The organism is Plantactinospora sp. B24E8, from assembly GCF_039871735.1.
In the GTDB taxonomy this organism is placed as follows: domain Bacteria; phylum Actinomycetota; class Actinomycetes; order Mycobacteriales; family Micromonosporaceae; genus Plantactinospora.
Genome location: NZ_JBDPMH010000008.1, coordinates 131,982 through 156,608 on the forward strand (window position 1 = coordinate 131,982; position 24,627 = coordinate 156,608).

Genomic DNA, 24,627 nt, shown 5'->3' on the forward strand with positions numbered 1-24,627 from the left:
ACGACACACCTGCCATGTCTGACTCGGCGTCCACCCGCCGACCGACCATGCTTGGAGGAATTCGATCCTAAGCGGCCGGAGGTGCGGCGATCCGGACGGGTGCGCCGCCCGGCGCACGCGGTGTCACAGCGTCAGGGCTCCGGCAAGTGCAGTAGATAGGACACCCCGCGCAGGGTGTAGCCGACCGCGAAGCGGCGTTCGATGACCTCGGCGACCCGGGCCAGGGTCCAGCGGGCGTCCTCCCAGCCGTGGGCCAGAGGACCTTCATCGAGGGTTCTCGTGAGTTCTTTGCGCTGCTCGGGGGAGAGTTTGCAGTCCGAGCCGCCCGGCCCGGTCGACGCCAGGGCGTTCGTTCCGCCGGCTGCCCATCTACGTCGCCACTCACGGACGGACTTCTCGGAGCCCCGCAGCTCAGAAGCGATCTGCGTTGTTGGTTTGGACTCTTCGAGCATCGTCGCGGCCTGGCTCAGGACCTCCTCACGCCGGGCCCGGGCCGCCGCGTTCATGCCACCACCAGCCGGATGCCTCATCACCTCGAACTCCCAAACCATCGACGAAGATCACGCAGACACGTCGAACGACGTCAGCCTTTCAACCTCTGTAGCGGCGCGATTCCGGGCGGGACGCCTCCCGTACCTCGGTGGAACTGTCGGCCACCATTACCGGAAAATCCCCAACAAGGCCGATCAACGGCGAATAGCAGCAGTTAAGCCGGCATCCGGGTCAGCGAGGTGGCGGATTCCGGAGCAGGTCACATACGGTCCCTGGCCGTGGATCAACAACGCGGCTTTCCAGGGGATCAGGCGGGTGGCTGGCAGGTCGACGAACCGGGCTACACCGACTCGAGGTGGCGGGGTACGACGGCGGAGGAGTCGTACCGGAACAGCTATGCCGGTTTCCGCCCGGCGGAACCGGACGTCCCGGCGCGGGACCCGCTCACGCCGGGATACGAGGTGCCGCCGCCCGGCTACGCGCCGGGCCCGTTGACCGCGGAGGACGGCCACCCGTCGCGGCCGTGGGAGATGGCGGGTACCGAGCAGTTCCGGGTCGCCTCGCCGGCCGGGGCCGGCGCGGACACCCGTACGACGGTGGGCGGTGCGGTGCCGGGCGAGCCGGATGCGGCACGCTCCCCGTTCGGCGGCTACCCGATCGTGCAGCCGGTGCGTGGGACCGACGGGTCCGGGCGCGGAGGTGAGGTGTCGGGACGGAGTGCCGAACCGGCGTTCGGCGGTCCCGAACCGGCGCCGCGCGACGTGGAACCGGCGGTGCCCGGTCCGGCACCGACAATGCAGGACGGCGGGCGTCCGAGGCACGGCACCACCCCGGCTCACGGGGGCGCGGAGCACCGTGACGGGCCGGCGTACGACGTTCCCGGCCCCGGTGGCGACTTGCCGGAACCTGGTCCCGTGCCGACCTCACCCGGCCCGGAACAGCCGGCGTCGGTGCAGGAGCCCACCGGACTCCTGCCGCAGGTCGACTCCCGGGCCGGGTACGACGTGCCGCCGGGCGCCGGACCGGGGCGGCACCACACCGAGCCGCTCGACCGGGCGGCACTGCGGCGCCCCGACGTACCGGTGTCCCCGGCGATGCCCGGGGCGAGTGCGGGTGACGGGATCTACCGGAGTCGCCGCCCCGCCCTGGCGGTGGTCCTGGCGATCCTCACCCTGGTCTTCGAGGTGCCGGCCCTGCGGGTCCTGGCCAGCGGCATGGTGGGCGACCCGGTCTCCGCCTCGGCGGTCCTCGCGGGCACCTTCCTGGCACTGGGCATTCCGGCCTTCGCCACCGGGCTGTACGGCCTGGCGACCAGCGCCGCGGCCTTCGGGGATCCGGCCCGGGTCTGGCTCCGCCCGCCGACCGGATACCTCACCGTCGGTCTCGTGCTCTTCCTGGCGGCGGGGCTGGCGGCCGGTTGAGCGGGCTGGCCGCCGGCTGAGCAGGGCTGGCGGCCCGCCGGGCGGGGCCGTACCGGCGGTGCCGGGGACGTGGTCGGTCGTCACCGTCACCGGCGGTACGTGGCGGATGTCCGGTTCCGTGCCGGTCACGGCGGGGCGGTGGATCGTCACCGTCACCGCCCTTCCGGCGGCGGATGTCCAGGTCCGTTCAGGTGGGCGTTGGTGGTGGTGGGCGGGCGGCGGGGGTTTGCGCGCCGCGGAACGGGACGAGGCGTACACTTGACCACTGGCGACCGCCCTGCGCGGTCGACCTCGCGTGCCCTCTCCACGGTCTGTCCGTGGGGCGACGGCCCCCTGGTCCCGATCTTGATCGGGTCCGTCATGGCCGGCGACCAGGCACCAGGACGCCCGGCTACCGGCCGGGCGTGACAACCAGGGATCTTGAGGAGTACCCCACCATGGCCGTCGTGACCATGCGTCAGCTGCTGGAGAGTGGTGTCCACTTCGGGCACCAGACCCGGCGCTGGAACCCGAAGATGAAGCGCTTCATCATGACGGAGCGCAACGGCATCTACATCATCGACCTGCGCCAGACCCTCGACTACATCGAGAAGGCGTACGAGTTCGTCCGCAACACCGTCGCCGAGGGCGGCAGCATCCTGTTCGTCGGCACCAAGAAGCAGGCCCAGGAGGCCATCGCCGAGCAGGCGACCCGGGTCGGCCAGCCGTACGTCAACCACCGCTGGCTCGGTGGCATGCTGACCAACTTCCAGACGGTCTACAAGCGTCTGCAGCGGATGAAGGAGCTGGAGGCCCTCGGTGACCTGAGCGGCACCGCCGCCGGGTACACCAAGAAGGAGACCCTGCAGCTCTCCCGCGAGAAGATCAAGCTGACCCGCACCCTCGGGGGCCTGCGGGACATGCAGAAGGTGCCGGCCGCGATCTGGGTGGTCGACACGAAGAAGGAGCACATCGCCGTCGACGAGGCCCGCAAGCTGGGCATCCCGGTGATCGCGGTGCTCGACACCAACTGCGACCCGGACGAGGTCGACTTCCCCATCCCGGGCAACGACGACGCGATCCGCTCCGCCGAGCTGCTGACCAAGGTCATCGCGTCGGCGGTCGGTGACGGCCTGATCGCCCGCTCCGGCAAGCGTCGGGGCACCGACGAGAAGCCCGAGCCGGGCGTGGTCGGCGCGGACGAGCCGCTCGCCGAGTGGGAGCGCGAGCTGATCGAGGACACCGAGAAGAAGGCCGCCGTCGACTCGGAGCAGAAGGCCGGCGAGCCGGCTTCCGCCGCCGCCGAGTGACCTACCCGGCCGGGGTGCCGTCGCGCTGCGGCGGCACCCCGGCCGGGTGACAGGCACGACGGCCCCGCATCGGGGTAGTCCCGTTCGGGTGAACCGCAGAAGACCACCGAATCAGCCGCGTTACACATCGAAGAGAGAGTCATGTCCAACTTCACCGCCGCGGACGTCAAGAAGCTCCGGGACCTCACCGGCGCCGGCATGATGGACTGCAAGAAGGCCCTCACCGACGCCGAGGGCGACTTCGACAAGGCCGTCGAGATCCTGCGTATCAAGGGTGCCAAGGATGTCGGCAAGCGGGCCGGCCGGACCGCCGCCAACGGGTTGGTGGCCCACTCGGGCAAGGCCCTGCTCGAGCTCAACTGCGAGACCGACTTCGTCGCCAAGAACGCCGACTTCATCGCGTTCGCCCAGCTGCTCGTCGAGCACGGGGAGCGGTCCGGGGTCGCCGACGCGGAGGCGCTGCTCGGCACCACCCTGCCGGACGGCCGTACGGTCGCGGACGCGGTCCAGGAGCAGTCGGCCAAGATCGGCGAGAAGCTGGTACTGAACCGCTTCGCGAAGCTCGACGGCACGGTCTCGGTCTACCTGCACCGCAAGGCGCAGGACCTGCCGCCGCAGGTCGGGGTGCTGGTGGAGTACACCGGCAAGTCGGACGAGGCGGCCGACGCCGACGCCCGCGGGGTGGCGATGCAGATCGCCGCGATGCGGCCGAAGTTCGTCAACCGCGACGAGGTTCCGGCCGAGACGGTGGCCTCGGAGCGGCACATCGCGGAGCAGACCGCCCGTGAGGAGGGCAAGCCGGAGGCGGCGCTGCCCAAGATCATCGAGGGTCGGGTCAACGCCTTCTTCAAGGACTACGTCCTGATCGAGCAGGCGTCGGTCGCCGACAACAAGAAGTCGGTCAAGCAGGTCCTCGCCGAGGCTGGCATCGAGGTCACCCGGTTCGTCCGGTACGAGGTCGGGCAGGCCTGAGTCGTATCGTTTCCCCGTCGATGCCCTGACCCGGGCGTCGACGGGGTGTAGCAGGCAAGAGGAGGCCGCTGGTGTACGTGACAGGCACCGCGGCCTCCTTGTCACGTAGGGTCAGCAGCGGCAGTTGGGTGACGTGGCGCCGGGTTGCGGCGTGGGAAGGCGGGTCGGATGACGCAGGTTGTGAGTGACCGGACCTCGGCGACGGACGACCCCACGGCACCGCCTCCTGGGCGGGCCCGTCGGGTGGTGCTGAAACTCTCCGGAGAGGTGTTCGGCGGCGGTGCGATCGGGGTCGACCCCGACGTGGTCCAGGCGATCGCGCGGCAGATCGCCACCGTGGTGCGCCGGGGCGTGCAGGTGTCGGTGGTGGTCGGCGGCGGCAACTTCTTCCGCGGCGCGGAGCTGCAGAAGCGCGGGATGGACCGGGCTCGGGCCGACTACATGGGGATGCTCGGCACCGTGATGAACTGCCTGGCGCTGCAGGACTTCCTGGAGAAGGAGGGCATCGAGACGCGGGTGCAGACCGCGATCACGATGGCCCAGGTCGCCGAGCCGTACATTCCGCTGCGGGCCATCCGGCACCTGGAGAAGGGTCGCGTGGTGATCTTCGGCGCCGGTGCCGGTATGCCGTACTTCTCCACCGACACGGTGGCGGCGCAGCGGGCGTTGGAGATCCACGCCGACGTGGTACTGATGAGCAAGAACGGCGTCGACGGTGTGTACACCGCCGATCCGCGTACCGACCCCACCGCCAGCAAGCTGGACCAGATCACCTTCTCCGACGTGCTGCGTCGTGGGCTGCGGGTCGCGGACGCGGCGGCGTTCAGCCTCTGCGAGGAGAACGGCCTGCCGATGCTGGTCTTCGGCGCCGAGGGCGACGACACCATCATCCGGGCCGTCGGTGGCGAGCGTATCGGGACCCTGATCACGGCGTGAGCCGTTTTATCGAAGCACCATCCAGCAGAAGGAGGCGAAGGAGCAGGTGATCGACGACACCCTCCTCGAGGCCGAGGAGAAGATGGAGCGCGCGGTCGAGCACGCCAAGGAGGAGTTTGGCGCGATCCGCACCGGGCGTGCCACTCCGGCCATGTTCTCCAAGATCATCATCGACTACTACGGTAGCCCCACGCCGCTCACCCAGATGGCCTCCGTCGGGGTGCCCGAGCCGCGGATGGCGATCATCAAGCCGTACGACGCGTCGCAGCTGCACGCGATGGAAAAGGCGATCCGCGACTCCGACCTCGGGGTCAACCCGAGCAACGAGGGCAACCAGTTGCGGATCCTGCTGCCGCAGATGACCGAGGAACGCCGCCGGGACATGATCAAGGTGGCCCGGCACAAGGCCGAGGAAGCCAAGGTGGCGATCCGTAACGTCCGCCGCCGCGCCAAGGAGGAGCTCGACCGGATCGTCAAGGACGGCGAGGCCGGCGAGGACGACGGCCGGCGCGCCGAGAAGGAGCTGGACGACCTCACCCAGAGGTACGTCGCGCACGTCGACGAGCTGGTGAAACACAAGGAAGCAGAGTTGCTCGAGGTCTGATGTCCCACGTCGACCCGTACGGCGGCACGGAGCCGCGTGGCTGGCAGCGGCCGGAGCAGCCGCGCGGCACCGAACGGACCCGTGGCCCCGAGCGGCGGGACGTCCCGCCGGGCCGGCCGTGGCCAGCCGGTGACGATGACACCCTGGTTCGGGCGCGGCACACCGGTGTCGCGCCCGACACCTATCCGCCGGTGCCGGCATACCCGGACCAGCACGAGCCTGCCGTTCCCACGGAGTCGTACCTGCCGCCGGACCTGTACGCGCCGGCCGGACGTCCCGGGGCGGGGCGCGGCGCGGCTCAGCACAACGGACACCACGACCTCGACCCGGAGCCCGGACCGTGGGCGCGGGACCGGGTGGACGGTGGGCCGGCGTACCCGGACCCCGACGACGTCGCGGACGCCCCGACCAACCCGGTCGGTTGGCCGCGGGTCGGGCCGGTGCCGGAGACCGGCCCGGATCCGCGGGGCGTTCCGGGCCTGGAAACGGGCCCCGGTCGGACGGACGGTCCCGAGCCGAGGGCCGGTTCGGAGGTACGGGTGGACGACGGTGACCCGGAGCAGTCGCCACCGCGCCGGCGCGGCCCCGGACGCCGCCGCGCGACACGTGCCGGGAAACCGGCCGGGACCGGGCGGGCCGGTCGTAACCTGCCGGCTGCGATCGGCGTCGGACTCGGCCTGGGCGCGGCGATCGTCGTACCCCTCTTTCTGTTCCGCCCGGCCTTCCTCGCCGTGATCGCCGCCGCGATCGCGGTCGGCATCTGGGAGATGACCCGGGCGGTACGCGCCAACGGCGCCCACCCGCCGTTCGTGCCGCTGGTCGCCGGCGGGTTGCTGATGGTCGGGCTGGCCTGGTGGGCCGGGCCCGACGCGCTCAGTCTCGGTCTGCTGGTGACGGTGCTGGCGACGCTGGTCTGGCGGCTCGGCGACGGCCCGGCCGGCTACCAGCGGGACATGACCGCCGCCACCCTCATCGCCGTGTACGTGCCGTTCCTCGGCGGCTTCGCGGCGCTGTTGGCCGCCGCACCGGGCGACGGTCACCTGCGCGTCCTGGTCACCCTGGTCGCCGTGGTGCTCTCCGACACCGGCGGGTACGCCGCCGGGGTCGCGTTCGGGAAGCACCCGATGGCCCCTTCGGTGAGCCCGAAAAAGTCCTGGGAGGGGTTCGCCGGCTCGGTGACGGCGGCGGCGCTCGGTAGCGCGCTGTTGTTGTGGCTCCTGCTGGACGTCGCACCCTGGTGGGGGGCGTTGTTCGGCCTCGCCGTCTCGGTGGCGGCGGTTCTCGGTGACCTCGCCGAGTCGATGATCAAGCGCGATCTGAAGATCAAGGACATGAGCAACCTGCTGCCGGGACACGGCGGCCTGATGGACCGGCTCGACTCGATCCTGTTCGCGGTGCCGACCGGCTACCTGCTCCTGGCGCTCATGGCTCCGATGGGATGAACGTCACGTGAGCGTTTTCCCGCGTCTCCACCGGCTGACCACGCGGGTTCGGCACCTCCGGCCAGGTGCGTTGTCGCGCGGACGTGGGAGACTGGACAGGCCATGACGAGCCTGCCCTTGATCCAGATCGCCGCCGAGACCCAGGTCGGGTCCACTCCGTCGCGCCGCGCCGCCCTGCCACCCCGGCATCTCGCCGACCTTGACCTGGCGGGCCGCCAGGCCCTCGTCGCCGAGCTCGGCGAGCCGGCGTTCCGGGCCCGGCAGATGTCGACCCACTACTTCGGCCGGCTGGTGCGGGACCCGGCACAGATGACGGACCTGCCGGCGGCCACCCGGGAACGGCTCGCCGAGGCGATGCTGCCGAACCTTCTCACCCCGGTCCGCGAGGTCGCCACCGACGACGGCGCCACCCGCAAGGCGCTGTGGCGGCTGCACGACGGGTCGATGGTGGAGAGCGTCCTGATGGGCTACCCGGACCGGGTCACCGTCTGTATCTCCAGCCAGGCGGGCTGCGGGATGGCGTGCCCGTTCTGCGCCACCGGGCAGGCCGGCCTGACCCGCAACCTCTCCACCGCGGAGATCGTCGACCAGGCGGTCCACCTTGCCGGCGTGACCGCCTCCGGCGCGATCGCCGGCTCCCCGCCCCGGCTGTCCCACGTGGTCTTCATGGGCATGGGCGAGCCGCTGGCCAACTATTCCCGGGTCATCGCGGCGGTCCGGCGGTTGACCGCCCCCGCCCCGGAAGGGCTCGGTCTCTCCCAGCGCCACATCACGCTCTCCACGGTCGGCCTGGTCCCCGCCATGCGACGGCTGGCCGAGGAGGGGCTGTCGGTGACCCTTGCGTTGTCGCTGCATGCGCCCGATGATGAGCTGCGCGACGAACTGGTCCCGGTCAACCAGCGGTGGAAGGTGGCCGAGGTGCTGGACGCCGCGTGGAACTACGCGGAGCGTACGGGGCGCCGCGTGTCCATCGAATACGCGATGATCAGAGATGTGAACGATCAGCCGTGGCGGGCCGACCTGCTCGGTCGCCTGCTGGCCGGTCGGCTGACCCACGTGAATCTGATCCCGCTCAACCCGACCCCGGGCAGCCGTTGGGACGCGAGCCCGAAGCCGGTCGAGCGGGAGTTCGTTCGACGCCTTCGCGCGGCGGGGGTCTCGACCACGGTCCGGGACACCCGGGGGCGTGACATCGACGGCGCCTGCGGCCAGCTGGCCGCCGCGGCGGTGACGCAGTGATCGAACGGGGCATTGGGCTTTACAGTGCGACTCGCGGCGCCGACCCGCGCAGCGGGACGGCATAGCGAGTGAAGCGAGCGAACCAGGAGACATAGTGGCGAGTCAGGGTCAGCGTTTCCGGCGCAAGGCGCTCCGGCGGGGCTACAAGGTCGAAGAGGTGGACTCGTTTCTGGACCGTGTCGAGGCCACGCTCGCCGGTGAGCCCATCGGGGCACCCGTCGCCTCTCAGGAGGTGCACGACGTCGTCTTCCGGGTGCGCTTCGGCGGCTATGACGAGTGGCAGGTGGACCTGCACCTCGACCGGGTCGAACGGCAGATCGCCGAGTTGGAGGAGCGGGGCGGCGGCGCCCGGGGTGGCGAGTCCCGGATGAACGACCGCGGCGCGCTGCCCGATCGACTTGGCCCGCCCGACCGGATGGGCCCGCCCGACCGGATGGGCCCGCCGGACCGGATGGGCCCGCCGGACCGACTCGGCCCGCCGGACCGGATGGGCCCGGGGACGCCGATGGGTCCGGGGGCGCCGATGGGTCCGCCGGAGCGGTTCGGTCCGCCGGGTGGCCCGGCCGACCGGATGGGTCCGCCGAGCCGCGACGACCGTGGCCTGCCCCTGGGTGCACTGCCGCCTCGGCCGATGCCGGCCCAGGTCGGACCGCCCGGCGACCGGTACGGCCAGTACGACGAGCCCACCAGCACGTTCGGCGGCTTCGAGCCCAAGCGTGGTGCGGGTGAGCCGCCCCGGGGTGGGTTTGAACCACAGCGTGGTGGTGAGCCGCCGCGGGGTGGTGGGTTTGATCCGCGAGGTGGGTTCGATCCGCAGCGTGGCGGTGAGCCGCCGAGGGGTGGTTTCGATCCGCGGGGCGGGTTCGATCCGCAGCGTGGCGGTGAGTCGCCGCGAGGTGGGTTCGATCCCCGGGGTGCGGGTGAGTCGCCGCGAGGTGGGTTCGATCCGCAGCGTGGTGGTGAGCCGCCGAGGGGTGGGTTCGATTCGCAACGTGCCCCGGGTGCCCCACTTCCGCCTCGTGGTTCCGGCGGCCCTGGCGGCCCCGGCGGTGGCTTCGGGCCGGGCGGCCCCGGTGGACCGGCCGGTGGTCCCGGTGGCCCTGGCGGGCGGGTGGCTCCTGATGGTGGCTTCGGACCGGGCGGTCCGGGTGGCTTCGGCCCCGGCGGTCCCGGCGGTCCCGGTGGTCAGGGCGCCGGCCCAGGTGGTGGCTACGGTCCCGGTGGACCGGGCGGCGGCCCCGGCGGCGGTGGCTTCGGTCCCGGCGGTCCGGGGGGACCGGGCGCGGGCTTCGGGCCAGGAGAGCGGTTCGACGGGTTTGACGCCGGCCGACACGGCAAGGCGGACATGACGGCCGAGATTCGGATGCCTGACCGGGAGTTGCGCGGCCCCGGTCGGGGAATGGGTGACCCGGTCGGTGGGCCACCCCCGATGGCGGGCCCCCCGATGGCCGGCCCCCCGATGGGTGGGCCGCCGATGGGTGGGCCGCCGCCGATGGCGGGTCCGGGACTCGGCGGTCCGGGCGGTGAGCTGGCCCGGATCGACCACATCCGCCGCACCTTCCAGGTACGGCGCTTCGGCAGTGGTTATGACCCGGAGCAGGTCGACCAGTTGTTCGAGGGGATTCTCGGCAGCATGTCCGGGCGCGGTCCGATGCCGGTCAACCCCGCCGACCTCGACACCATGCGGTTCGGTCTGGTTCCGGGTGGCTACTTCGAGGCCGAGGTTGACGCCGCGCTGAAAGAGGTCAAGGACCTGCTGCTGGGCAAGTGAGACCCACCGACCAGCGGTCGCGCTCCGGTCGCCCGTCGGGCGACCGGAGCGCGGGGAGCAGGGAGCGGGGCCCTAGGAGCGCAGGCCGTTGCGACGCAGCACGGTGTCGCCGATGACCACGACGACCAGGAACGCGGCGAAGCCGCCGAGCCAGAGCTTCGCGATGCCGCTGACCTCGTTGTTGTTGAACATCATCGCCACTATGGCGGCCGCGGAGACGAGCGCCCCGATCCGGCCCGCCTTCCGGTGCCCGGGCTTGTGTTGGTCGGGTGACGTCACCGGCTCGCTTCCAGCCACTTTCCGGTCCTTCCTTGACGATCGGATCCTGGTAAGTCTGGCATGTGGCGCGGAGCCGGCGTGGCCGGCCTCCGCCCTCCACCGCCACGGCGGCTGTCCGGGCGGTGCCGGCGCGACGGTGCCGGCTGTCACGGGGTTCAGCGTGGCGAACGGGACCGACGGGCACAACCGGACGTCGCGGGTTGGTCGGGCCGAGCGCTCCGGTAGCGTTTGGCGTACGCCTTGATTGTCTGCCAGCGGGATGAGACAGCTGATGTCCAGGGGATCCGATGTCCAGGGGGATGGTGCGGTGCGACTGACCGGTACGGGCCACGCGAGTATGCGGATCGACACCGGTGCGGGGAGCATCCTCTGCGACCCGTGGGTCAATCCGGCATACTTCGCCTCTTGGTTCCCATTTCCGGACAATTCACAGCTCGACTGGGAGAGCCTGGGGCAGGTCGACTACCTGTACGTCTCCCACCTGCACCGGGACCACTTCGACGCGGCCCACCTGAAGAACTTCATCTCGAAGAAGGCGACGGTGCTGCTGCCGGAGTACCCGACCTCGGAGCTGGAGGACGAACTCCGCGACCTGGGTTTCACCAGCTTCCTCCGAACGAAGACCAACGAGGTCCACGAGCTGGACGGCGGCCTGAAGATCATGATTCAGGCGCTGACCAGTCCGACCGACGGTCCGATCGGTGACTCGTCGCTCTGGGTGGAGTACGACGGCGTACGGGTGCTGAACCAGAACGACGCCCGGCCGACCGACCTCAGCACCTTCGCCGAGCTGGGACACGTGCACGCGCACCTGCTGCAGTTCTCCGGCGCCATCTGGTACCCGATGGTCTACGAGCTGCCCGCCGCCGCCAAGACCGCCTTCGGCAAGCAGAAGCGGGACCGGCAGTTCGACCGGACCTGGCGGTACATCAACGACCTCAACGCGTCGTACGTCTTCCCGATCGCCGGTCCGCCCTGTTTCCTCGACGACGAACTGTGGCAGTTCAACGACATCCACGGCGACGAGGGCAACATCTTCCCCGACCAGTCGGTCTTCATGCGCGAGTACGCCAAGGTCGGCGGCACCAACGGCGTGGTCCTGCTGCCGGGCAGCGTGGCGGAGCTGACCACGGAGAACTGCGAGACCACCCATCCGACCCCGGTCGACGAGTTCTTCGCCAACAAGGTCGCGCACCTGGAGGAGATGCGGGAGCGCAAGCGCCCGATCATCGAGGCGGAGAAGGCGTCCTGGCGGCACCCCGAGATCGACGTGCTCAAGGAGATGAAGCAGCGGATCGAGCCGCTGCTGGAGGAGTCGATCTACCTGGCCAAGGGGGTCGGCGGCCCGGTCCGCTTCGACCTGGTCGGCTACGACGGCGAATCGGTCGAGTCCATCGTGGTGGACTTCCCGGGCAAGCAGGTGCGGCCGTACGCGGACGAGAAGGTGCGGTACCGGTTCCGTACCGAGCGGGCGCTGATCGAGCACCTGCTGCACATCGGCGAGGTGGACTGGGTCAACTCGCTCTTCCTCTCCTGCCGGTTCTCGGCCGCCCGGATCGGGCAGTACAACGAGTTCGTCTACTCCTTCTTCAAGTGCCTCTCCGAGGAGCGCCTCCAGTACGCCGAGGGCTGGTACGACGAGCACGAGCGGGCGGTCGACGCCGAGGACATCACGCTCGGCGACTGGGTGGTGCAGCGGCGCTGCCCGCACCTGAAGGCGGACCTGAGCCGGTTCGGCATCGTCGAGGACGGCCAGCTCACCTGCCAGCTGCACGGCTGGCGGTTCGACCTGGCGAGCGGGCGGTGCCTGACCAGCGTCGGGCACCGGATCCGGGCGCACCGGGCCGACGAGCCGGTGCCGCAGCCGAGCCCCGAGCCGGCCGGCTGAGGCGGGCGCGGCGGCGCGTTACCTCGACAGGCCCGAACCGGGGACGACGGTGACGGGCGCGGTCGGACGGGTGCTGCCCGCAGCGTCCCGAACCGTCCGGTGACCCGCCGCGACCGGACGAGGTCCGGGCCCGGCAGGAACCGCTGCTGACAGGTGGGCTCTCAACGGCCGAGGTCGGTGAGGATCAGGCGGGCCGCGTTGTGCCCGGCGGCACCGATGACGCTGCCCGCCGGGTGGCAGCCGGCCCCGCCCGCGTACAGGCCGTCGAGTCCGGTGGCGTACGGCATCCGGTCGGTGAACGACACCGTGTTGTCGACGTGGTGGATGTGCCCGCCGGTGATGCCGAAGTGCGCCTCGATCCCGGGCGGGGTCAGCGGCACCGCGTCGGCGACCAGATCCGAGGTGCCGGGGGCGTACCGGTCGCAGATCGCGAGCAGCTTGTCGACGTAGCCGGGGAGGAGTTCCTCCCAGGAGGCGTCGGCCGGGGCGTACGGGACGGACTGGACGAAGAGCGCGGACGAGTGGTGGCCGGCCGGGTCCCGCAGCGACGGGTCGACGGTGGTGTGCAGGTACCACTCGATGGTCGGCTCCTCCGGCAGCCGTCCCGCCCGCACGTCCGCCCACATGCCGCGTAGCGCCGCCATCGGCGACTCGCCGCCACCACCGCCGGGCAGCAGGGACGCCGAGCCGGGCAGCAGGTGGATGGTGGCGCCGAACGGGCTCGGCGCGTCGGCCGGCAGGCAGGAGAACGTCGGCAGGTCGGCCAGCGCCAGGTTGACCTTGAGGGTGGTGCCGGTCCGCCGGACCGCCGCCATCCGTTCGGTGAGCGTGGCCGGCAGCGCGCCGTCGGGCACCAGCTCCATCAGCCGGTACGGGTCACCGGCACCGAGCACCACCTCGGCCGTGACCGTCCGCCCGTCGGCCAGGACGACTCCGCTGGCCGCCCCGCCGTCGACGGTGACCGCGGCGACCGGCGTACCGGTGAGGATCCTGGCGCCGGCGGCGCGGGCGGCGTCGGCGAAGGTTCGGGAGACGGTGCCCATGCCACCCTCGACGATCATCCAGGTGCCGCCGGAGCCGGGCAGCCGGCACATGTTGTGGGCCAGGAAGTTGTAGCCGGTGCCGGGGTCGTCCGGGCCGGCGTTGAGCCCGGAGAGGCCGTCGGTGACGGCGTACATCGAGACCAGCAGTTCGGAGCGGAAGTCGAACCGGGCCAGGTAGTCGGCGACCGAGCCGCGTACCAGGTCGACGAAGGCCTGGCGCAGCGCGGGCCGGACGTGCCGGTCGGCGATCTCCTCGACCGGTTGCGGTTCGGCCAGCCAGGCCGGGGCGAGGTCCTCGCGCAGCGCGGCGAGTTCGGCCTGCATCGCGTCGTCGGCGGCCACGTCGGCGAGGGAGAAGAACCGGGTCATCTGCATCCGGGTCACCTCGCGGTCGGCGCCGAACAGCAGGTACGGCGAGCCGGGGCCGCCCGGGGTGGGCAGGAAGTAGTGCGGGTCCCGGCGCAGCGTCGGCAGTTTCACGTCGAGCAACTGGACCAGTTCCGGCGGCATCAGCCCGAGCAGGTACGAGCCGGTGGAGTGCCGCAGCTCGGGGACCCTAGGGAACGGCCGCTCGGTCCGGGCGGCGCCGCCGATCGTGTCGGCCGCCTCCAGCACCACCACGTCGAGGCCGGCGCGGGCCAGCAGGACGGCGGCGACCAGACCGTTGTGCCCGGCTCCGACGATCACGACGTCGGCGCGGCGCGGCAGGGTGTCGTCCGCCCGGTCGGGTGCGGCGAGGTCAGCCCGGTTCGGCATCTCGGCGTTCATGCTCGGGGAGCCTAGCCCGAACCGTCCCCGGCGGGGTGGCTCCCGGCGAGAGCCGGGCCAGGAAGGCCGACAGCTCGACCTCGAAGAGCGCGTCCGGATCGGACACCGCCCACCGGAGGTGCTGGTAGACCTCCATCGAGACGATGCCGTAGAGCGACGCCCAGCCGGTCAGGAAGACGTACGCCACCTCGACCGGCAGTTCGCCGTGGCTGCGCATCAGCGGGCCGAGGGAGCCGGCCAGCCGCTGGTGGAGCAGTTCGGCCGGCGGGGTGGGAAACGGCGTCCGGTGCCACAGGTCCAGGAAGGACCGGAGGAAGACCGCGCCGAACCGGGCACCGGGATGGGTCTCGTCGACGCACGCCTCCTCGAACGCGTCGATTCCGGGTACCGGACTGCCGAAGGCGAGCATGAACTCGGCCGGATGGGCGACGGACCAGGCCCGGAACGCCCGGGACATGGCGGCGAGCTGGGTGAGCGGGTCGTCGCCGGCGGCGTCCCGGGCGGCCTGCACCTGGTGCCGCAGTTCGTCGTAGAGGTCGCCGGCGAGTTCGACGACCAGCGCTTCGAGGCTGGGAAAGTAGCGGTAGATGGCGGGGGCCGTCATCCCCATGTCCCGGGCGATCGCGCGCAGCGAGATCGCCGGCGGGCCGCCGGTCACCAGAAGTCGTCGTGCCCCGTCCTTGATTTCGGAGACGGTCGCGGTACGCAGGCGTTCCCGGCGAGTGGGCGCGGTCATGTCGAATCCCCTTGACGTGAAAGAACGTCTGTTGCAAAAGTGAACGGCGTTTACCATGATGAGTGGTGGTTACGACTAAGACCCTAACGGTCGACGGGGAGGACGGGCGATGTTCGCGTGGTGGGGACGGGCCGTGGGCCGACTCCGGTGGTGGGTGCTCGGCGCCGCCCTGCTGCTGGTCGCCGTCGGGGCGACCTGGGGCGTGGGGGTTCTCGGCACCCTGACCGGAGGCGGGTTCGACGACCCGGACAGCGAATCCAGCCGGGCCGCCGCCCGGATCGAGGCGGAACTCGGCAACCAGAGCGCGGACGTGATCGTGCTCTGGTCCAGCCCCACCAGCACCGTCGACCAGCCCGCCTTCCGCGATCCGGTCACCGCCACCCTCGACCGGCTGCGGCAGCGGCCCGAGGTCGCCACGGTGACCAGTTGGTACGACACCCAGGCACCGAACCTGGTCGCCCACGACCGGCACGCGACGTACGCGCTGCTGCGGTTGCGGGGCGCCGACCCCGACCAGCGGCAGGAGGCGTACGACACGCTGCGGCCGGCACTCGACACCCCCGGCGTCACCACCCAGGCCGGCGGCAACATCGCCTTCCTCGCCGAGGCGAACGAGCAGACCGCCGAGGACCTCACCCGGGCCGAACTGCTCTCCCTGCCGATCCTGCTCGTCCTGCTCATCCTGATCTTCCGTGGCCTGGTCGCCGCCGCCACCCCGCTGCTGGTCGGCGGGCTGGCCATCCTCGGCGCGTTCATCCTGGTCCGGCTGCTCGGCACGGTCACCGACATCTCGATCTTCTCGATCAACATCATCACGCTGATCGGGCTCGGCATGGCCGTCGACTACGCGCTCTTCATCGTCAGCCGGTTCCGGGAGGAACTCGCCGCCGGACACCCCGTACCGGCCGCGACCGCCCGGACCATGGCGACCGCCGGGCGCACCGTCCTGGTCTCCGGACTCACCATCATCACCGCCCTGGCCAGCCTGCTCATCTTCCCGCAGTCGTTCCTCAGGTCGATGGGGCTGGGCGGGATGGCCGCCGTCCTGGTGGCGATGCTCGCCTCGCTGACCGTACTGCCGGCCCTGCTCACCATCCTCGGCACCCGGATCAACGCGCTCGCCGTACGCCTGCCGTTCCGACGCCGCGCGGACCGCAGCCGGTCGACGGCGGCCGAGACCGGCGGAGGCCGACCGGGCGCGGCGTCGCCGACGGGGGGCGGAACCGGTGCCTGGGCCCGACTGGCCCACAGCGTGATGCGCCGCCCGGTGCTGTACCTGGTGGGGGTCGTCGCGGTGCTGGCGGTGCTCGCCACGCCGTTCTTCCGGATGGAGGCCGGCGGCTTCGACGAGCGGGTCCTGCCCACCGACGCCCCGCCCAGGGTGGTCGCCGAACGGATCCAGACGGAGTTCCCGGGCGGCAGCGTCGCCCCGGTCGGCGTGCTGGTCTCCGGCACCGACGCCACCGGCGCCCGCGACTTCGCCGACCAGGTGTCCCGGCTGCCCGGGGTGACCGGAGTCGAGGTCAGCGCCAACCAGGGCGGGTCGACCCTGCTGTCGGTGACCTACCCGGGTGAGCCGACCGGCCCGGTCGCCGAGGACGTCGTACGACTGGTCCGCGACCTGCCGGCACCGGCCGGCGCCGAGGTGCTGGTCGGTGGCCGGCCCGCCGCCGACCTGGACATGCTGGACAGCCTCACCTCCCGGCTGCCGCTGATGGCCGGGATCATGGCCGCCGCCACGCTGGTACTGCTCTTCCTCGCCTTCGGATCGGTGCTGCTGCCGGTCAAGGCGGTACTGATGAACCTGATCTCGATCGGCGCCTCGTTCGGGGTGGTGGTCTGGATCTTCCAGGACGGGCACCTCGCCGACTGGCTGCACTTCACCCCGACCGGCTTCATCGAACCGAGCAACCCGATCCTGATGCTGGCGGTCCTGTTCGGCCTCGCCACCGACTACGAGGTCTTTCTGCTCTCCCGGGTACGCGAGGAGTGGGACCGGACCGGCGACAACACCGCGTCGGTCGCCGCCGGCCTCCAGTACACCGGCCGGATCATCACCGCCGCCGCGCTGCTGCTCGCCGTCGTGGTCGCCGGATTCGCCACCGGCGGCGTGGTCTTCATCAAGCTGATCGGCATCGGGATGATCGTGGCGATCGCGGTCGACGCGACCCTGGTCCGGGCGCTGCTGGTGCCGGCGACGATGCGACTGCTCGGGCGGTGGAACTGGTGGGCACCCGGCCCGCTGGCCCGGGTCTACCGGCGGTACGGCATCCGCGAGTCCGACGGCGGACCGGCGGCCGAACACCCCCGGCAGCCGGCGCTCACCGGGCAGCGGTGAGACCGGTCCCCTGTCGGGCAGCGCCCGGGAGGCCCTGCTGCGCGGCCCCGTCGAGGACCGTGGCCGGAGGAAACGGAGTGGTCTGGTCTGGTGCCCGGTCGGCGGCTAGCATCCGGCGCCATGGCGACGATCTACTCGACGGACCGGCTGGTGATCCGGGACTGGACGCTGGAGCAGGCCGACCTGGACCGGGTCTTCGAGATCTACTCGCGGACCGAGGTGGCCCGTTTCCTGGCCGCTCCGCTGCTTCCGCTGCGGGAGCCGGCCGGTGCCGCCGAGATGGTACGCCGGTGGCATGCCCGGAACGCCACCTTCGGCGACGGGTTCGGCATCTGGGCGGTGCAGCGTCGGGACGACGGGCTGGTGGTCGGCACGGTGATGCTGAAGCCGCTGCCCGGGGTCGACGAGGCGAAGCTGACCGACGACATCGAGGTCGGTTGGCACCTGGACCCGGAGTGCTGGGGGCACGGTTACGCCACCGAGGCGGCCCGGGGTGCGGTCGAGCGCGGCTTCGCGCTCGGGGTGAAGGAACTCTATGCCGTGGTCGCGCCCGACAACGAGGCGTCGATGCGGGTCGCCCGCCGGCTCGGCATGACCCCGGTCGGCCGTCGTCGTGACTGGTACGGCGGAATCGAGGTGGAGACGTTCCACCTCGCTCGGCCCTGACCATCGCGGCCGGATCGGGGCGGTACGCGCAGGATCCGGTCGAACGGGCGGCCGGAGCCCGCGTACGAAGACTCCGGCCGCCTGCCCTGTCCGACGAGTCGGACCGCCCGCTCAGTTCGCCGGGAAGGTGATCGTCACCGTGCCCGAGCGGGGGATCCACACCGGCGTCGCGCTGGCGAAGTCCGTGCCGCCGTACCACTGGGGCGGGACCCCGGTGATTTCAACCTTGACCCGTTGCGTGCCGATGACCGGGATGGACACGTCGGGAGAGATGTTGCCGGCCACGCCGACCGGATCTGCGGTGACCGCGTTGCGTACGACCACGCGGCCCGCGCCGTTCGCATCCGGCAGCCCGATGCGTAGTTTCGCGCCGGCCTTCATCCGATAGTCGAAGTCGGTGGTCCCACCAGCGTGAACCGGTACCAATCTCGCGGTCAGCCGGTTACCGACACCACCGCTCCACTGCAGCGGGTGATTGTCGGCGGCGAAGAGAAGAGGCCACCGATATGGGCCGAGTTGGTCAACCGTGTAACTGCCGTCCTCGGCGACCGGCCAGTGGTACGTGTCGCTGCCGAGGAGCACGCTCGGGCCCACAAGGCTCACGATTCCGTGCCGCACAGGGTCGCCGCTCGTGCCGGTCACCGTGCCGCTGATGCGGCCGACCGGGTCCAGGCGGACCGGCGCCAGGGAGGTGGTGACGCCGGGGGCCACCGTGACCCGGGTCGCCGCGGCCTGTGTACCGGTGCCGCCGGTGGGACCGACCCACTGCCCGCCGTACGGACTACCGCGCTCCGGCATGACGAAGACGTTGTAACTGCCGGAATCCCTTACCCGCAGCGTCACCGCGCCCGTCGAGTCGCTCTGTCCCCCGCAACCCAGTTCGACGACGAAGGTGCTCACCTTCTGCGCATAGACGCAGGCGTCGCCGACCGGAGCGCCGGTGGCCCGGTCGACGACCGTCGTGGAAATCTTCCCGTATGGCTGAAGCGCCAGCTCGACTTCAGCCTGCTGCCCGGCAGTAACGGTCACCTCCGGGCCGTTGCCGGGGAGAAAGTGATCGTCGCCGCCGCCCCGCACGGTGTGCGTTCCGATCGCGATGTCGGACAGTAGGACGGCGCCGGTTGTCGTACTGACGATCTGTTCCCCGACCTGGACGTAGAAGTTGTCGACAGCGGCGCCGGTGAGGCTGTCCTTCGCGGTGACCCGGATGGTGCCGGTCGGCAGCCGCTGGTCGTCGACGGTGGTGGTCTGATCCGCCCGTACCGTGATCGGGTCGGCGGCCTCCCGGCTGCGCTTGCCGTGGGCGTACTGGTCGAGGTTGGTCTGCCAGTCGTAGAACCGGACCCGATAGTCGGCCGCCGGGACCCCGTCGATCCGGTACGTACCGGCGGCGTCCGTCGTGGTGGTGATGTTGCCCTCGACGTTGTCGCTGTCCACCATCACCGAGACGTTCGGGAACGGGGCACCGTTGGCGTCGGTGAACCGTCCGGCGATCGAGCCGAGTGGCACCAGCTGCTCGTCCAGCGTGACCGTCCCACCACCGGCCACGTCGAACGACTGCGCCTGGGTCCGGGTGAGCGCCTGCGGTGCCCACTGCTGAGCCCCGGACGGCAGTCGGAAGTACACCCGGTAGGCGCCCGGCACCAGGTCCTCGATCCGGTACGCGCCGGAGTCGTCGGTCGCGCCGAAGCCGTAGGAGGTGTCACCCTCGGCCTGTACGGAGATGCCGGCCGCCGGGGTGCCGTCGGCGTTGGTCAGCCGTCCGGCGATCGTCCCGGTCTCCAGCCGGACGTCGTTCACCGTCACGGTCTCACCGGCCGCCACCGCGAACAGCGAGGCCTGCGACCAGGAGAAGGTGCCGTACGCGTACTGCTGGGTGTTGCCGTAGTTGAAGCCGACCCGGTAGGTGCCCGGCAGTACGGAAATCGAGTAGTTGCCGTCCCCGTCCGCGGTGGCGCCGGTGGGTACCCCCTGGCTACCGTAGGCGCCCACCCAGGCCGACACGCCGTTGCCGGCCGGGTCGGTGAACCGTCCGATGATCGTCCCGGTCGGCAGCAGTGACTCGTCGACCGTGGTCACTCCGTCGGCGGTCACCGGGAACAGGGTCGCGGACTCAAGGTCGGCCTTGCCGTGGGCGTACTGCTTCGGGTGGCCGGGTGCCTCGACCGACACCCGATACGGCGAGCCGGCCACCGGCAGGTTCGACACCGTGTACCGGCCGATCCAGTCGGTCATGCCCGACTCACCGAACGACCCGTCGGCGGCGGAGACGAAGATCGACGCATCCGGTACCGGTATGCCGTTGTTGGTGATCGTGCCGGCGATGGTGCCGGTCGGCTCGTCGGCCCGGGCCGACGACGCCGCCGCGAAGGTGGCGAGCAGCGCCGCCGCCAGCCCCGCCACGAGTCGGCGCAGTATTCTGCTGGTGTTTATCCGATTGGTCATGATGCCCCGGTCTGAGGAGTAGGGCGGAGAGACGTCGAATCCTCCCCGACGGTGGCACGATAGTCGACGGGACCACAGTGGACGGCCCTTCCGGCATGCGCGCGGCTCCCCGCGGCGAGCAACTCGATTCTGGAACCAATGAGGCGGAAACCTGTACGATTCGGCCAACCAGATAGGATTTGGGCATGTCGATACTCGGGCAGCTCAGCGCCTATTTTGGTGGGGGCGTGCTCTTCGTCGGGGACAACGAGAGTGACGCGGGCGAGGACCTCGGCGAGAGCGGGGACCACCCCCTGCTCGACGTGGGGAAAAGCCAAATGGTTGTCCAGGTTCAGAACGGTGCTGCGGAGGGTGCTACCACCGTCCGTGTTGCCGCCGTCGCCGTCGACGATCCGGTGGGGCCGGTTGTTTTCGACGGCACGATCCGCATCTCCAGCGGACTTCTACGGGTGGGTGACGGGCTGGATCTGGCGGTGCTCCGGTTCTACGTCCCTGTCGGCGACCTGCCGGTACAAATCCATGTGAACGCCGCCGATCAGGAGGATCTTCGTTCACCGGAGTTCGTCGACATCGTCCTGCCGAAGTATGGGCGGCTCGTCATGAGGCCGGATGGTTCGTTGAGCGGCTGAAACCGTGAACGTCACAGTCATTCCCCGCTTGTCTAACTGATGGAGCGGCCGTCACAGCGACCGGTGCGGCCGGAACGAGGTGGAAAAGGTTACCTCGGCCGGTCCCGACCGCTGATCGGGACGGCAGGAGAGCCGAACGGGCCCGAACAGGAGAGACTGTCCGGGCCCGTTCAGTATGGCGAGGGCCTCAGCCGAAGGCACGTACGCCCGCCAGGTTTTCCGGCAGCACCACCTGGACCGCCGGTCTCGTGTCGGTGGTCGTCGGGTGGTAGACCCGCAGCTGCCCGTCCACTCCGGACCGGACCCACAGGTCGGGCACCCGGTCCCCGTTCACGTCCGGGATGCCGATCACCGCGCTGATGTTGGTCTCGGTCCAACTGGTCCCGTACGAGACGTCGCCGCTGCGCGAGCCGGCGGCCGTCTTGAGCGAGTCCAGGTTCACGCTGCCGGCGACCGTGCCCGGCTTGCCGTGCCGGATGTACATGATTCCGGTGTCCAGGTTGCGCCAGAGCAGGTCAGGGGTGCCGTCCAGGTCCACGTCCGCCACGTTGACGATCTCCGCGCGGCCCCACGCGGTGCCCTGCATCAGGGTCGCCTCCTGGAAACTTGCGCCGGTGTAGCCGCTCAGCACCCAGAACGCGGTCCCGGCCCGCAGCGCCAGGTCCGGGAGCTTGTCGCCGGTGATGTCGCCGATCGCCTTGAGCTGGGTCCAGGTGGCCGGGTTCGGGGCGTTCGCCGGCAGCAGGACCCGTAGTCGCTGGTCGACGTCGAAGCTGCCGTATCCGTCACCGGGATAGAGCCAGAAACCGCCGTCCGGGGTACGGGCGAACAGGTCGGTCGAACCGTCGCCCGGGTAGACGTCGGCGTACTTGGTGATGAGTGCGGCCTTGCCGGTCGCCGGGTCGTACCAGTGCCCCGGCGGGTCGAGCTGCCGGTCGGCGGTGTACGAGGCGGTGAGTGAGGAGTGCAGCTCGCCGTTGACGTCGCCGGCGTAGGTGCGCAGGTTGCCGTCCGCGCCGATCAGCAGCAGGTCGGGAATGCCGTCCCCACCGGTGTCGCCGGGGCCGTCGGCGGCGTCCCTGGGCGGCACGTAGAAGGTGTACTTCTTCGGGTCGCTCTCGTTGCCGACCGCGTCGAGGGCGTTCACCACGAGCGTGTTGGGACCGGCGTGCCGTGGTTTCAGGGCCGGTACGGTGGCCGTGCCGGCGCTGGCGGTCACCTCTACCGGGCTGACCCCGCCGAGGGAGTATCGGAACTTGACCGCGTCGGTGGCGGTGAAACTGACCGGGCCGGTCCCGCCGAACTTGACCGTCGACCAGGTGGCGCCGTCCGGGGTGGCTTCCAGCCAGACGTCGCTCCCGACCTCCGGAGTCCCGGGTTTCTGACCGTCGACGGTGAGTCGGCAGGGAGCGTCGCCGTTCGGGAACCAGTCGGAGACCTTGCCGGACTCGTCCTCGGCGCGTACGTCCCACGAGTAGCTGGCCTTGTCCTGCAGCGTGCTGGAGGGGATGAGCACGTCGCCTCGGCCGCTGCTGAGTGTGGTGTCCAGGGTGCCCGCCGGAACCGCGGTGCCGTCCTTCCAGAACCGGAAGCGCAGCGCCTTCAGGTTGCCGTCGGCGTCGGTGGCGGTGGCGGCCAGGGTGATGTCCCTCTTGCCGACCGTCACCCCCGGACCGGTGCCGGCTACACAGGCACCGCCCGGGTTGCTGGTGCCGTTGGTCGGCTGGTTGGGGGGTCGGTTGTATACGACGCTCAGCTCGGTGGAACTGACCAGGAACTTCCGCCAGGTCACCGTGTCGGACTCGGTCGTCGCGCGCATGCCGAAGGTGATGTTCGTCGAGCCGCTGTTGGCGGCACGCTGGGCGGCGTCGAGCACGTTGAAGGCCACGTATTCGTCGGCGCAGCTGCTGCCGTAGCCGTGTGCGAACGAGCGCCGCTGCTGCTCCCTGCTCCACGATGGCTGGGCGTTCCAGGTGGTGCCGGAGGAGATGGCGCCGGTGAGCCAGAGCTGCATCTCCCGGGCGCTGCAGTTCCAGGAGTGGTTGTTCAACATCCTGAGCGTGGCCGAGCTGACCGTGGCGCCCTTCAGGGCGGAGCTGTACCCCATCCGCCAGAAGGAGCGGGCCCGCAGCGGGGTGTTCCGCTCGTAGCCCACCCGGGCGTCGGTGGTGCCCTTGTTGAAGTTGGTGCCGTTCCAGGTGTTGGTGTTGGGGTGCTGGGCGTAGACCGTCGCCCAGGCCTGCCGACCGCTGGTCAGGGTCGGGTCCAGGAAGACCGGGAAGAGCACGTCCTCGGCGCTGAGCAGGCCGGTGGTGGCGGCGTCGAGGTGCAGGCGGGCCTGCCCGCTGCCGTCGCCGTCCAGTCGGGTGGGGATCCGGGCGTGTCGGGAGCCGGGTTCGCTGCCGTTGAGGCCGGAGAGGCGGAGTACGTCGGAGGGGCTGGCCACGGCGGTGCGGGGAGCGACCTCGGGCGCCTCCGGGTCCTGGCCGGCGGAGTCCCAGGCGAACGGGGTGGGGATCGCGCTGATCTCCTGGCCGGCCCGGTCGAGGATCCGGACGCCGCCGGTGGTGGCGTCGTGCCGGAAGACCGCCGTGGCGGAGCGCAGGCCGTAGCCGACGCTGTGGACCGCTCCGGCCGCCGCGCGGTTCTTGACGATCAGCACCTGGGCGAGACCGCCGTCGTCGCGGGCGACGGCCAGCAGGTCCACCCCGGGGCGGACCTCGGGGTAGAGGGCGCGCGGTCCGTCGAGGACCGGTTCCGGCAGCGGACCCGGCCAGGTGTACGCGACAATGTGGCCGTCGAGGTCCACTTCGGCCAGCACGCTTTCGTCTCCGCTGGTGCCGCCGCCGGAGAGGCGGACCGGGACCGGCGGGTTGACCGGTCGGACGTCGAGGCCGCCGGAGGTCTTCTCGCCCCGGATCAGCGTGGTGTCGATCGGCGCCCACTGCCCGGTAGCGGTCCTCGCCCGCTGTGCCGTGGCGTGGAATGTGCTCCGGAGCTGGCCGTCCGGACGTGCCCAGGTCAGTGAGGTGGCGGTGGTGGCCGTCTCCACCAGCACCTCCTGGCCGGTCTGCCGGGCCTCGGTCATCGCGGCCGTCTCGTCCCGGGGGGCGGCCGGTGCCGGGGTGGCACCGAGGGCCTCCTTCCGAGGCTCGTCGGACCCGTACCACCACGGCAGCGGAGCGGCGACGAGGACCAGCACGACGCCCAGGCTGAGAGCCAGCCTGGTGCGCGTACGCACGAAGGGACTGAGCAGGCGAGGCGCGATCACGGCGGATCCACTCCTGTTGGGCCGGGCGGACATGGGGGAGACGCGGGTGAGGCAGCCCGTCCGGCGGGGCGCCGGGCAGAACGCGGCCACACGATCGCACACCGTGGGGGAGTTACGTCTATCCCTTGATAGTTATGGATACGTGACCTGGCTCCGCGGGCTATCGAGCGTTACGCCAGAGATCTGGCCTTCTGCGGGTATTTGCGGCTGCGATGTAACGGACATGCGGTGATTGGACCGTCAGGTGATGAGTCGTACCGTCCACAGTGACTGGTGCCGAATAATGCAGTGACAGGGATCACTCGATGTGCGCTGTGGTTACGTCCGGTGACCTTGAGCAACCGATTCTCTTGTCGCAGAGTGCTCACGCATGTGCCATGCGTGGCACATGCTCGCGG

The 24,627-nt window shown here is 70.8% G+C and carries 17 protein-coding genes and 2 pseudogenes; 13 read left to right on the forward strand and 6 right to left on the reverse strand.

Translation table 11 applies throughout. The annotated features are described in order from the left end of the window. Positions 1 to 131: 131 nt before the first annotated feature. On the reverse strand, positions 132 to 551 hold the full coding sequence (locus ABGB21_RS15290; RefSeq protein ID WP_347678249.1) for a helix-turn-helix domain-containing protein: 420 nt from the start codon (positions 549 to 551) through the stop codon (positions 132 to 134). Between the two features lie 219 nt (positions 552 to 770). Here ABGB21_RS15290 and ABGB21_RS15295 point away from each other — a divergent pair, with 219 nt between their 5' ends. The 9 genes and pseudogenes from ABGB21_RS15295 to ABGB21_RS15335 all read left to right on the forward strand — a co-directional run. After that, the gene (locus ABGB21_RS15295) at positions 771 to 1,913 is read left to right on the forward strand and encodes a hypothetical protein (protein WP_347653865.1); all 1,143 of its coding nucleotides are present in this window, start codon (positions 771 to 773) and stop codon (positions 1,911 to 1,913) included. Between the two features lie 437 nt (positions 1,914 to 2,350). Then, positions 2,351 to 3,202, forward strand: a complete 852-nt coding sequence (gene rpsB / locus ABGB21_RS15300; protein ID WP_347653866.1) for a 30S ribosomal protein S2 — start codon at positions 2,351 to 2,353, stop codon at positions 3,200 to 3,202. 141 nt (positions 3,203 to 3,343) lie between these two features. Then, positions 3,344 to 4,174: a translation elongation factor Ts gene (gene tsf / locus ABGB21_RS15305; RefSeq protein WP_347653867.1), complete on the forward strand. Its 831-nt coding sequence runs from the start codon at positions 3,344 to 3,346 to the stop codon at positions 4,172 to 4,174. 168 nt (positions 4,175 to 4,342) lie between these two features. Further along, a complete protein-coding gene (gene pyrH, locus ABGB21_RS15310) occupies positions 4,343 to 5,110 on the forward strand; it encodes a UMP kinase (RefSeq protein WP_347653868.1) in 768 nt (255 codons plus the stop codon). A 46-nt stretch (positions 5,111 to 5,156) separates the two neighbouring features. Then, positions 5,157 to 5,714 carry a ribosome recycling factor gene (gene frr / locus ABGB21_RS15315; RefSeq protein ID WP_347653870.1) on the forward strand — a complete coding sequence of 186 codons (558 nt, stop codon included), beginning with the start codon at positions 5,157 to 5,159 and terminating at the stop codon, positions 5,712 to 5,714. Further along, positions 5,714 to 7,156: a phosphatidate cytidylyltransferase gene (locus ABGB21_RS15320; protein ID WP_347678251.1), complete on the forward strand. Its 1,443-nt coding sequence runs from the start codon at positions 5,714 to 5,716 to the stop codon at positions 7,154 to 7,156. Before frr ends, ABGB21_RS15320 begins: the two co-directional genes overlap by 1 nt. Before the next feature lie 102 nt (positions 7,157 to 7,258). Further along, positions 7,259 to 8,395: a 23S rRNA (adenine(2503)-C(2))-methyltransferase RlmN gene (rlmN, locus tag ABGB21_RS15325; RefSeq protein WP_347653872.1), complete on the forward strand. Its 1,137-nt coding sequence runs from the start codon at positions 7,259 to 7,261 to the stop codon at positions 8,393 to 8,395. Between the two features lie 94 nt (positions 8,396 to 8,489). Beyond that, positions 8,490 to 9,098 (forward strand): annotated as a pseudogene (locus tag ABGB21_RS15330) (DivIVA domain-containing protein); the annotation flags it as partial. A gap of 453 nt (positions 9,099 to 9,551) precedes the next feature. After that, a pseudogene (locus tag ABGB21_RS15335) lies at positions 9,552 to 10,166 on the forward strand (cell division protein DivIVA); the annotation flags it as partial. 72 nt (positions 10,167 to 10,238) lie between these two features. Here the strand turns inward: ABGB21_RS15335 and ABGB21_RS15340 are convergent. After that, positions 10,239 to 10,463 (reverse strand): hypothetical protein, encoded by a 225-nt coding sequence (locus ABGB21_RS15340; RefSeq protein ID WP_347678253.1) that lies wholly within the window; start codon positions 10,461 to 10,463, stop codon positions 10,239 to 10,241. Between the two features lie 289 nt (positions 10,464 to 10,752). Between ABGB21_RS15340 and ABGB21_RS15345 the strand changes: the two genes are divergently transcribed. Beyond that, a complete protein-coding gene (locus tag ABGB21_RS15345) occupies positions 10,753 to 12,333 on the forward strand; it encodes a Rieske 2Fe-2S domain-containing protein (RefSeq protein ID WP_347678346.1) in 1,581 nt (526 codons plus the stop codon). A gap of 161 nt (positions 12,334 to 12,494) precedes the next feature. On the opposite strand, the gene ABGB21_RS15350 is transcribed toward ABGB21_RS15345, so the two are convergent. Next, positions 12,495 to 14,132, reverse strand: coding sequence for an NAD(P)/FAD-dependent oxidoreductase (locus ABGB21_RS15350; protein ID WP_347678348.1), 1,638 nt, complete (start codon positions 14,130 to 14,132; stop codon positions 12,495 to 12,497). Beyond that, the gene (locus tag ABGB21_RS15355; RefSeq protein ID WP_347653875.1) at positions 14,116 to 14,880 is read right to left on the reverse strand and encodes a TetR/AcrR family transcriptional regulator; all 765 of its coding nucleotides are present in this window, start codon (positions 14,878 to 14,880) and stop codon (positions 14,116 to 14,118) included. The genes ABGB21_RS15350 and ABGB21_RS15355 overlap by 17 nt, the downstream gene beginning before the upstream one ends. A gap of 109 nt (positions 14,881 to 14,989) precedes the next feature. Here ABGB21_RS15355 and ABGB21_RS15360 point away from each other — a divergent pair, with 109 nt between their 5' ends. Together ABGB21_RS15360 and ABGB21_RS15365 are read left to right on the forward strand one after the other, a co-directional pair. Then, entirely contained in the window at positions 14,990 to 17,218 is a 2,229-nt protein-coding gene (locus ABGB21_RS15360; RefSeq protein ID WP_347678255.1) for an MMPL family transporter, read from the forward strand. Between the two features lie 120 nt (positions 17,219 to 17,338). Further along, complete coding sequence (locus ABGB21_RS15365) at positions 17,339 to 17,884, forward strand: GNAT family N-acetyltransferase (protein WP_347678257.1); 546 nt, start codon at positions 17,339 to 17,341, stop codon at positions 17,882 to 17,884. Positions 17,885 to 17,995: 111 nt separating this feature from the next. On the opposite strand, the gene ABGB21_RS15370 is transcribed toward ABGB21_RS15365, so the two are convergent. Further along, positions 17,996 to 20,329: a carboxypeptidase-like regulatory domain-containing protein gene (locus ABGB21_RS15370; protein ID WP_347678259.1), complete on the reverse strand. Its 2,334-nt coding sequence runs from the start codon at positions 20,327 to 20,329 to the stop codon at positions 17,996 to 17,998. Between the two features lie 185 nt (positions 20,330 to 20,514). Here ABGB21_RS15370 and ABGB21_RS15375 point away from each other — a divergent pair, with 185 nt between their 5' ends. Next, a complete protein-coding gene (locus ABGB21_RS15375; RefSeq protein ID WP_347653883.1) occupies positions 20,515 to 20,958 on the forward strand; it encodes a hypothetical protein in 444 nt (147 codons plus the stop codon). Positions 20,959 to 21,145: 187 nt separating this feature from the next. Here the strand turns inward: ABGB21_RS15375 and ABGB21_RS15380 are convergent, their stop codons facing one another. Next, a complete protein-coding gene (locus tag ABGB21_RS15380; protein WP_347678261.1) occupies positions 21,146 to 24,229 on the reverse strand; it encodes a DNRLRE domain-containing protein in 3,084 nt (1,027 codons plus the stop codon). Positions 24,230 to 24,627 lie beyond the last annotated feature (398 nt).

Coding starts and splice junctions, on each gene's coding strand:
- ABGB21_RS15350 (WP_347678348.1), bottom strand. CDS start 14,132: ATGCCGAACCGGGCTGACCTCGCCGCACCCGACCGGGCGGACGACACC.
- ABGB21_RS15365 (WP_347678257.1), top strand. CDS start 17,339: ATGGCGACGATCTACTCGACGGACCGGCTGGTGATCCGGGACTGGACG.
- pyrH (WP_347653868.1), top strand. CDS start 4,343: ATGACGCAGGTTGTGAGTGACCGGACCTCGGCGACGGACGACCCCACG.
- ABGB21_RS15290 (WP_347678249.1), bottom strand. CDS start 551: ATGGTTTGGGAGTTCGAGGTGATGAGGCATCCGGCTGGTGGTGGCATG.
- ABGB21_RS15375 (WP_347653883.1), top strand. CDS start 20,515: ATGTCGATACTCGGGCAGCTCAGCGCCTATTTTGGTGGGGGCGTGCTC.
- rlmN (WP_347653872.1), top strand. CDS start 7,259: ATGACGAGCCTGCCCTTGATCCAGATCGCCGCCGAGACCCAGGTCGGG.
- ABGB21_RS15360 (WP_347678255.1), top strand. CDS start 14,990: ATGTTCGCGTGGTGGGGACGGGCCGTGGGCCGACTCCGGTGGTGGGTG.
- ABGB21_RS15370 (WP_347678259.1), bottom strand. CDS start 20,329: ATGACCAATCGGATAAACACCAGCAGAATACTGCGCCGACTCGTGGCG.
- ABGB21_RS15355 (WP_347653875.1), bottom strand. CDS start 14,880: ATGACCGCGCCCACTCGCCGGGAACGCCTGCGTACCGCGACCGTCTCC.
- ABGB21_RS15320 (WP_347678251.1), top strand. CDS start 5,714: ATGTCCCACGTCGACCCGTACGGCGGCACGGAGCCGCGTGGCTGGCAG.
- tsf (WP_347653867.1), top strand. CDS start 3,344: ATGTCCAACTTCACCGCCGCGGACGTCAAGAAGCTCCGGGACCTCACC.
- rpsB (WP_347653866.1), top strand. CDS start 2,351: ATGGCCGTCGTGACCATGCGTCAGCTGCTGGAGAGTGGTGTCCACTTC.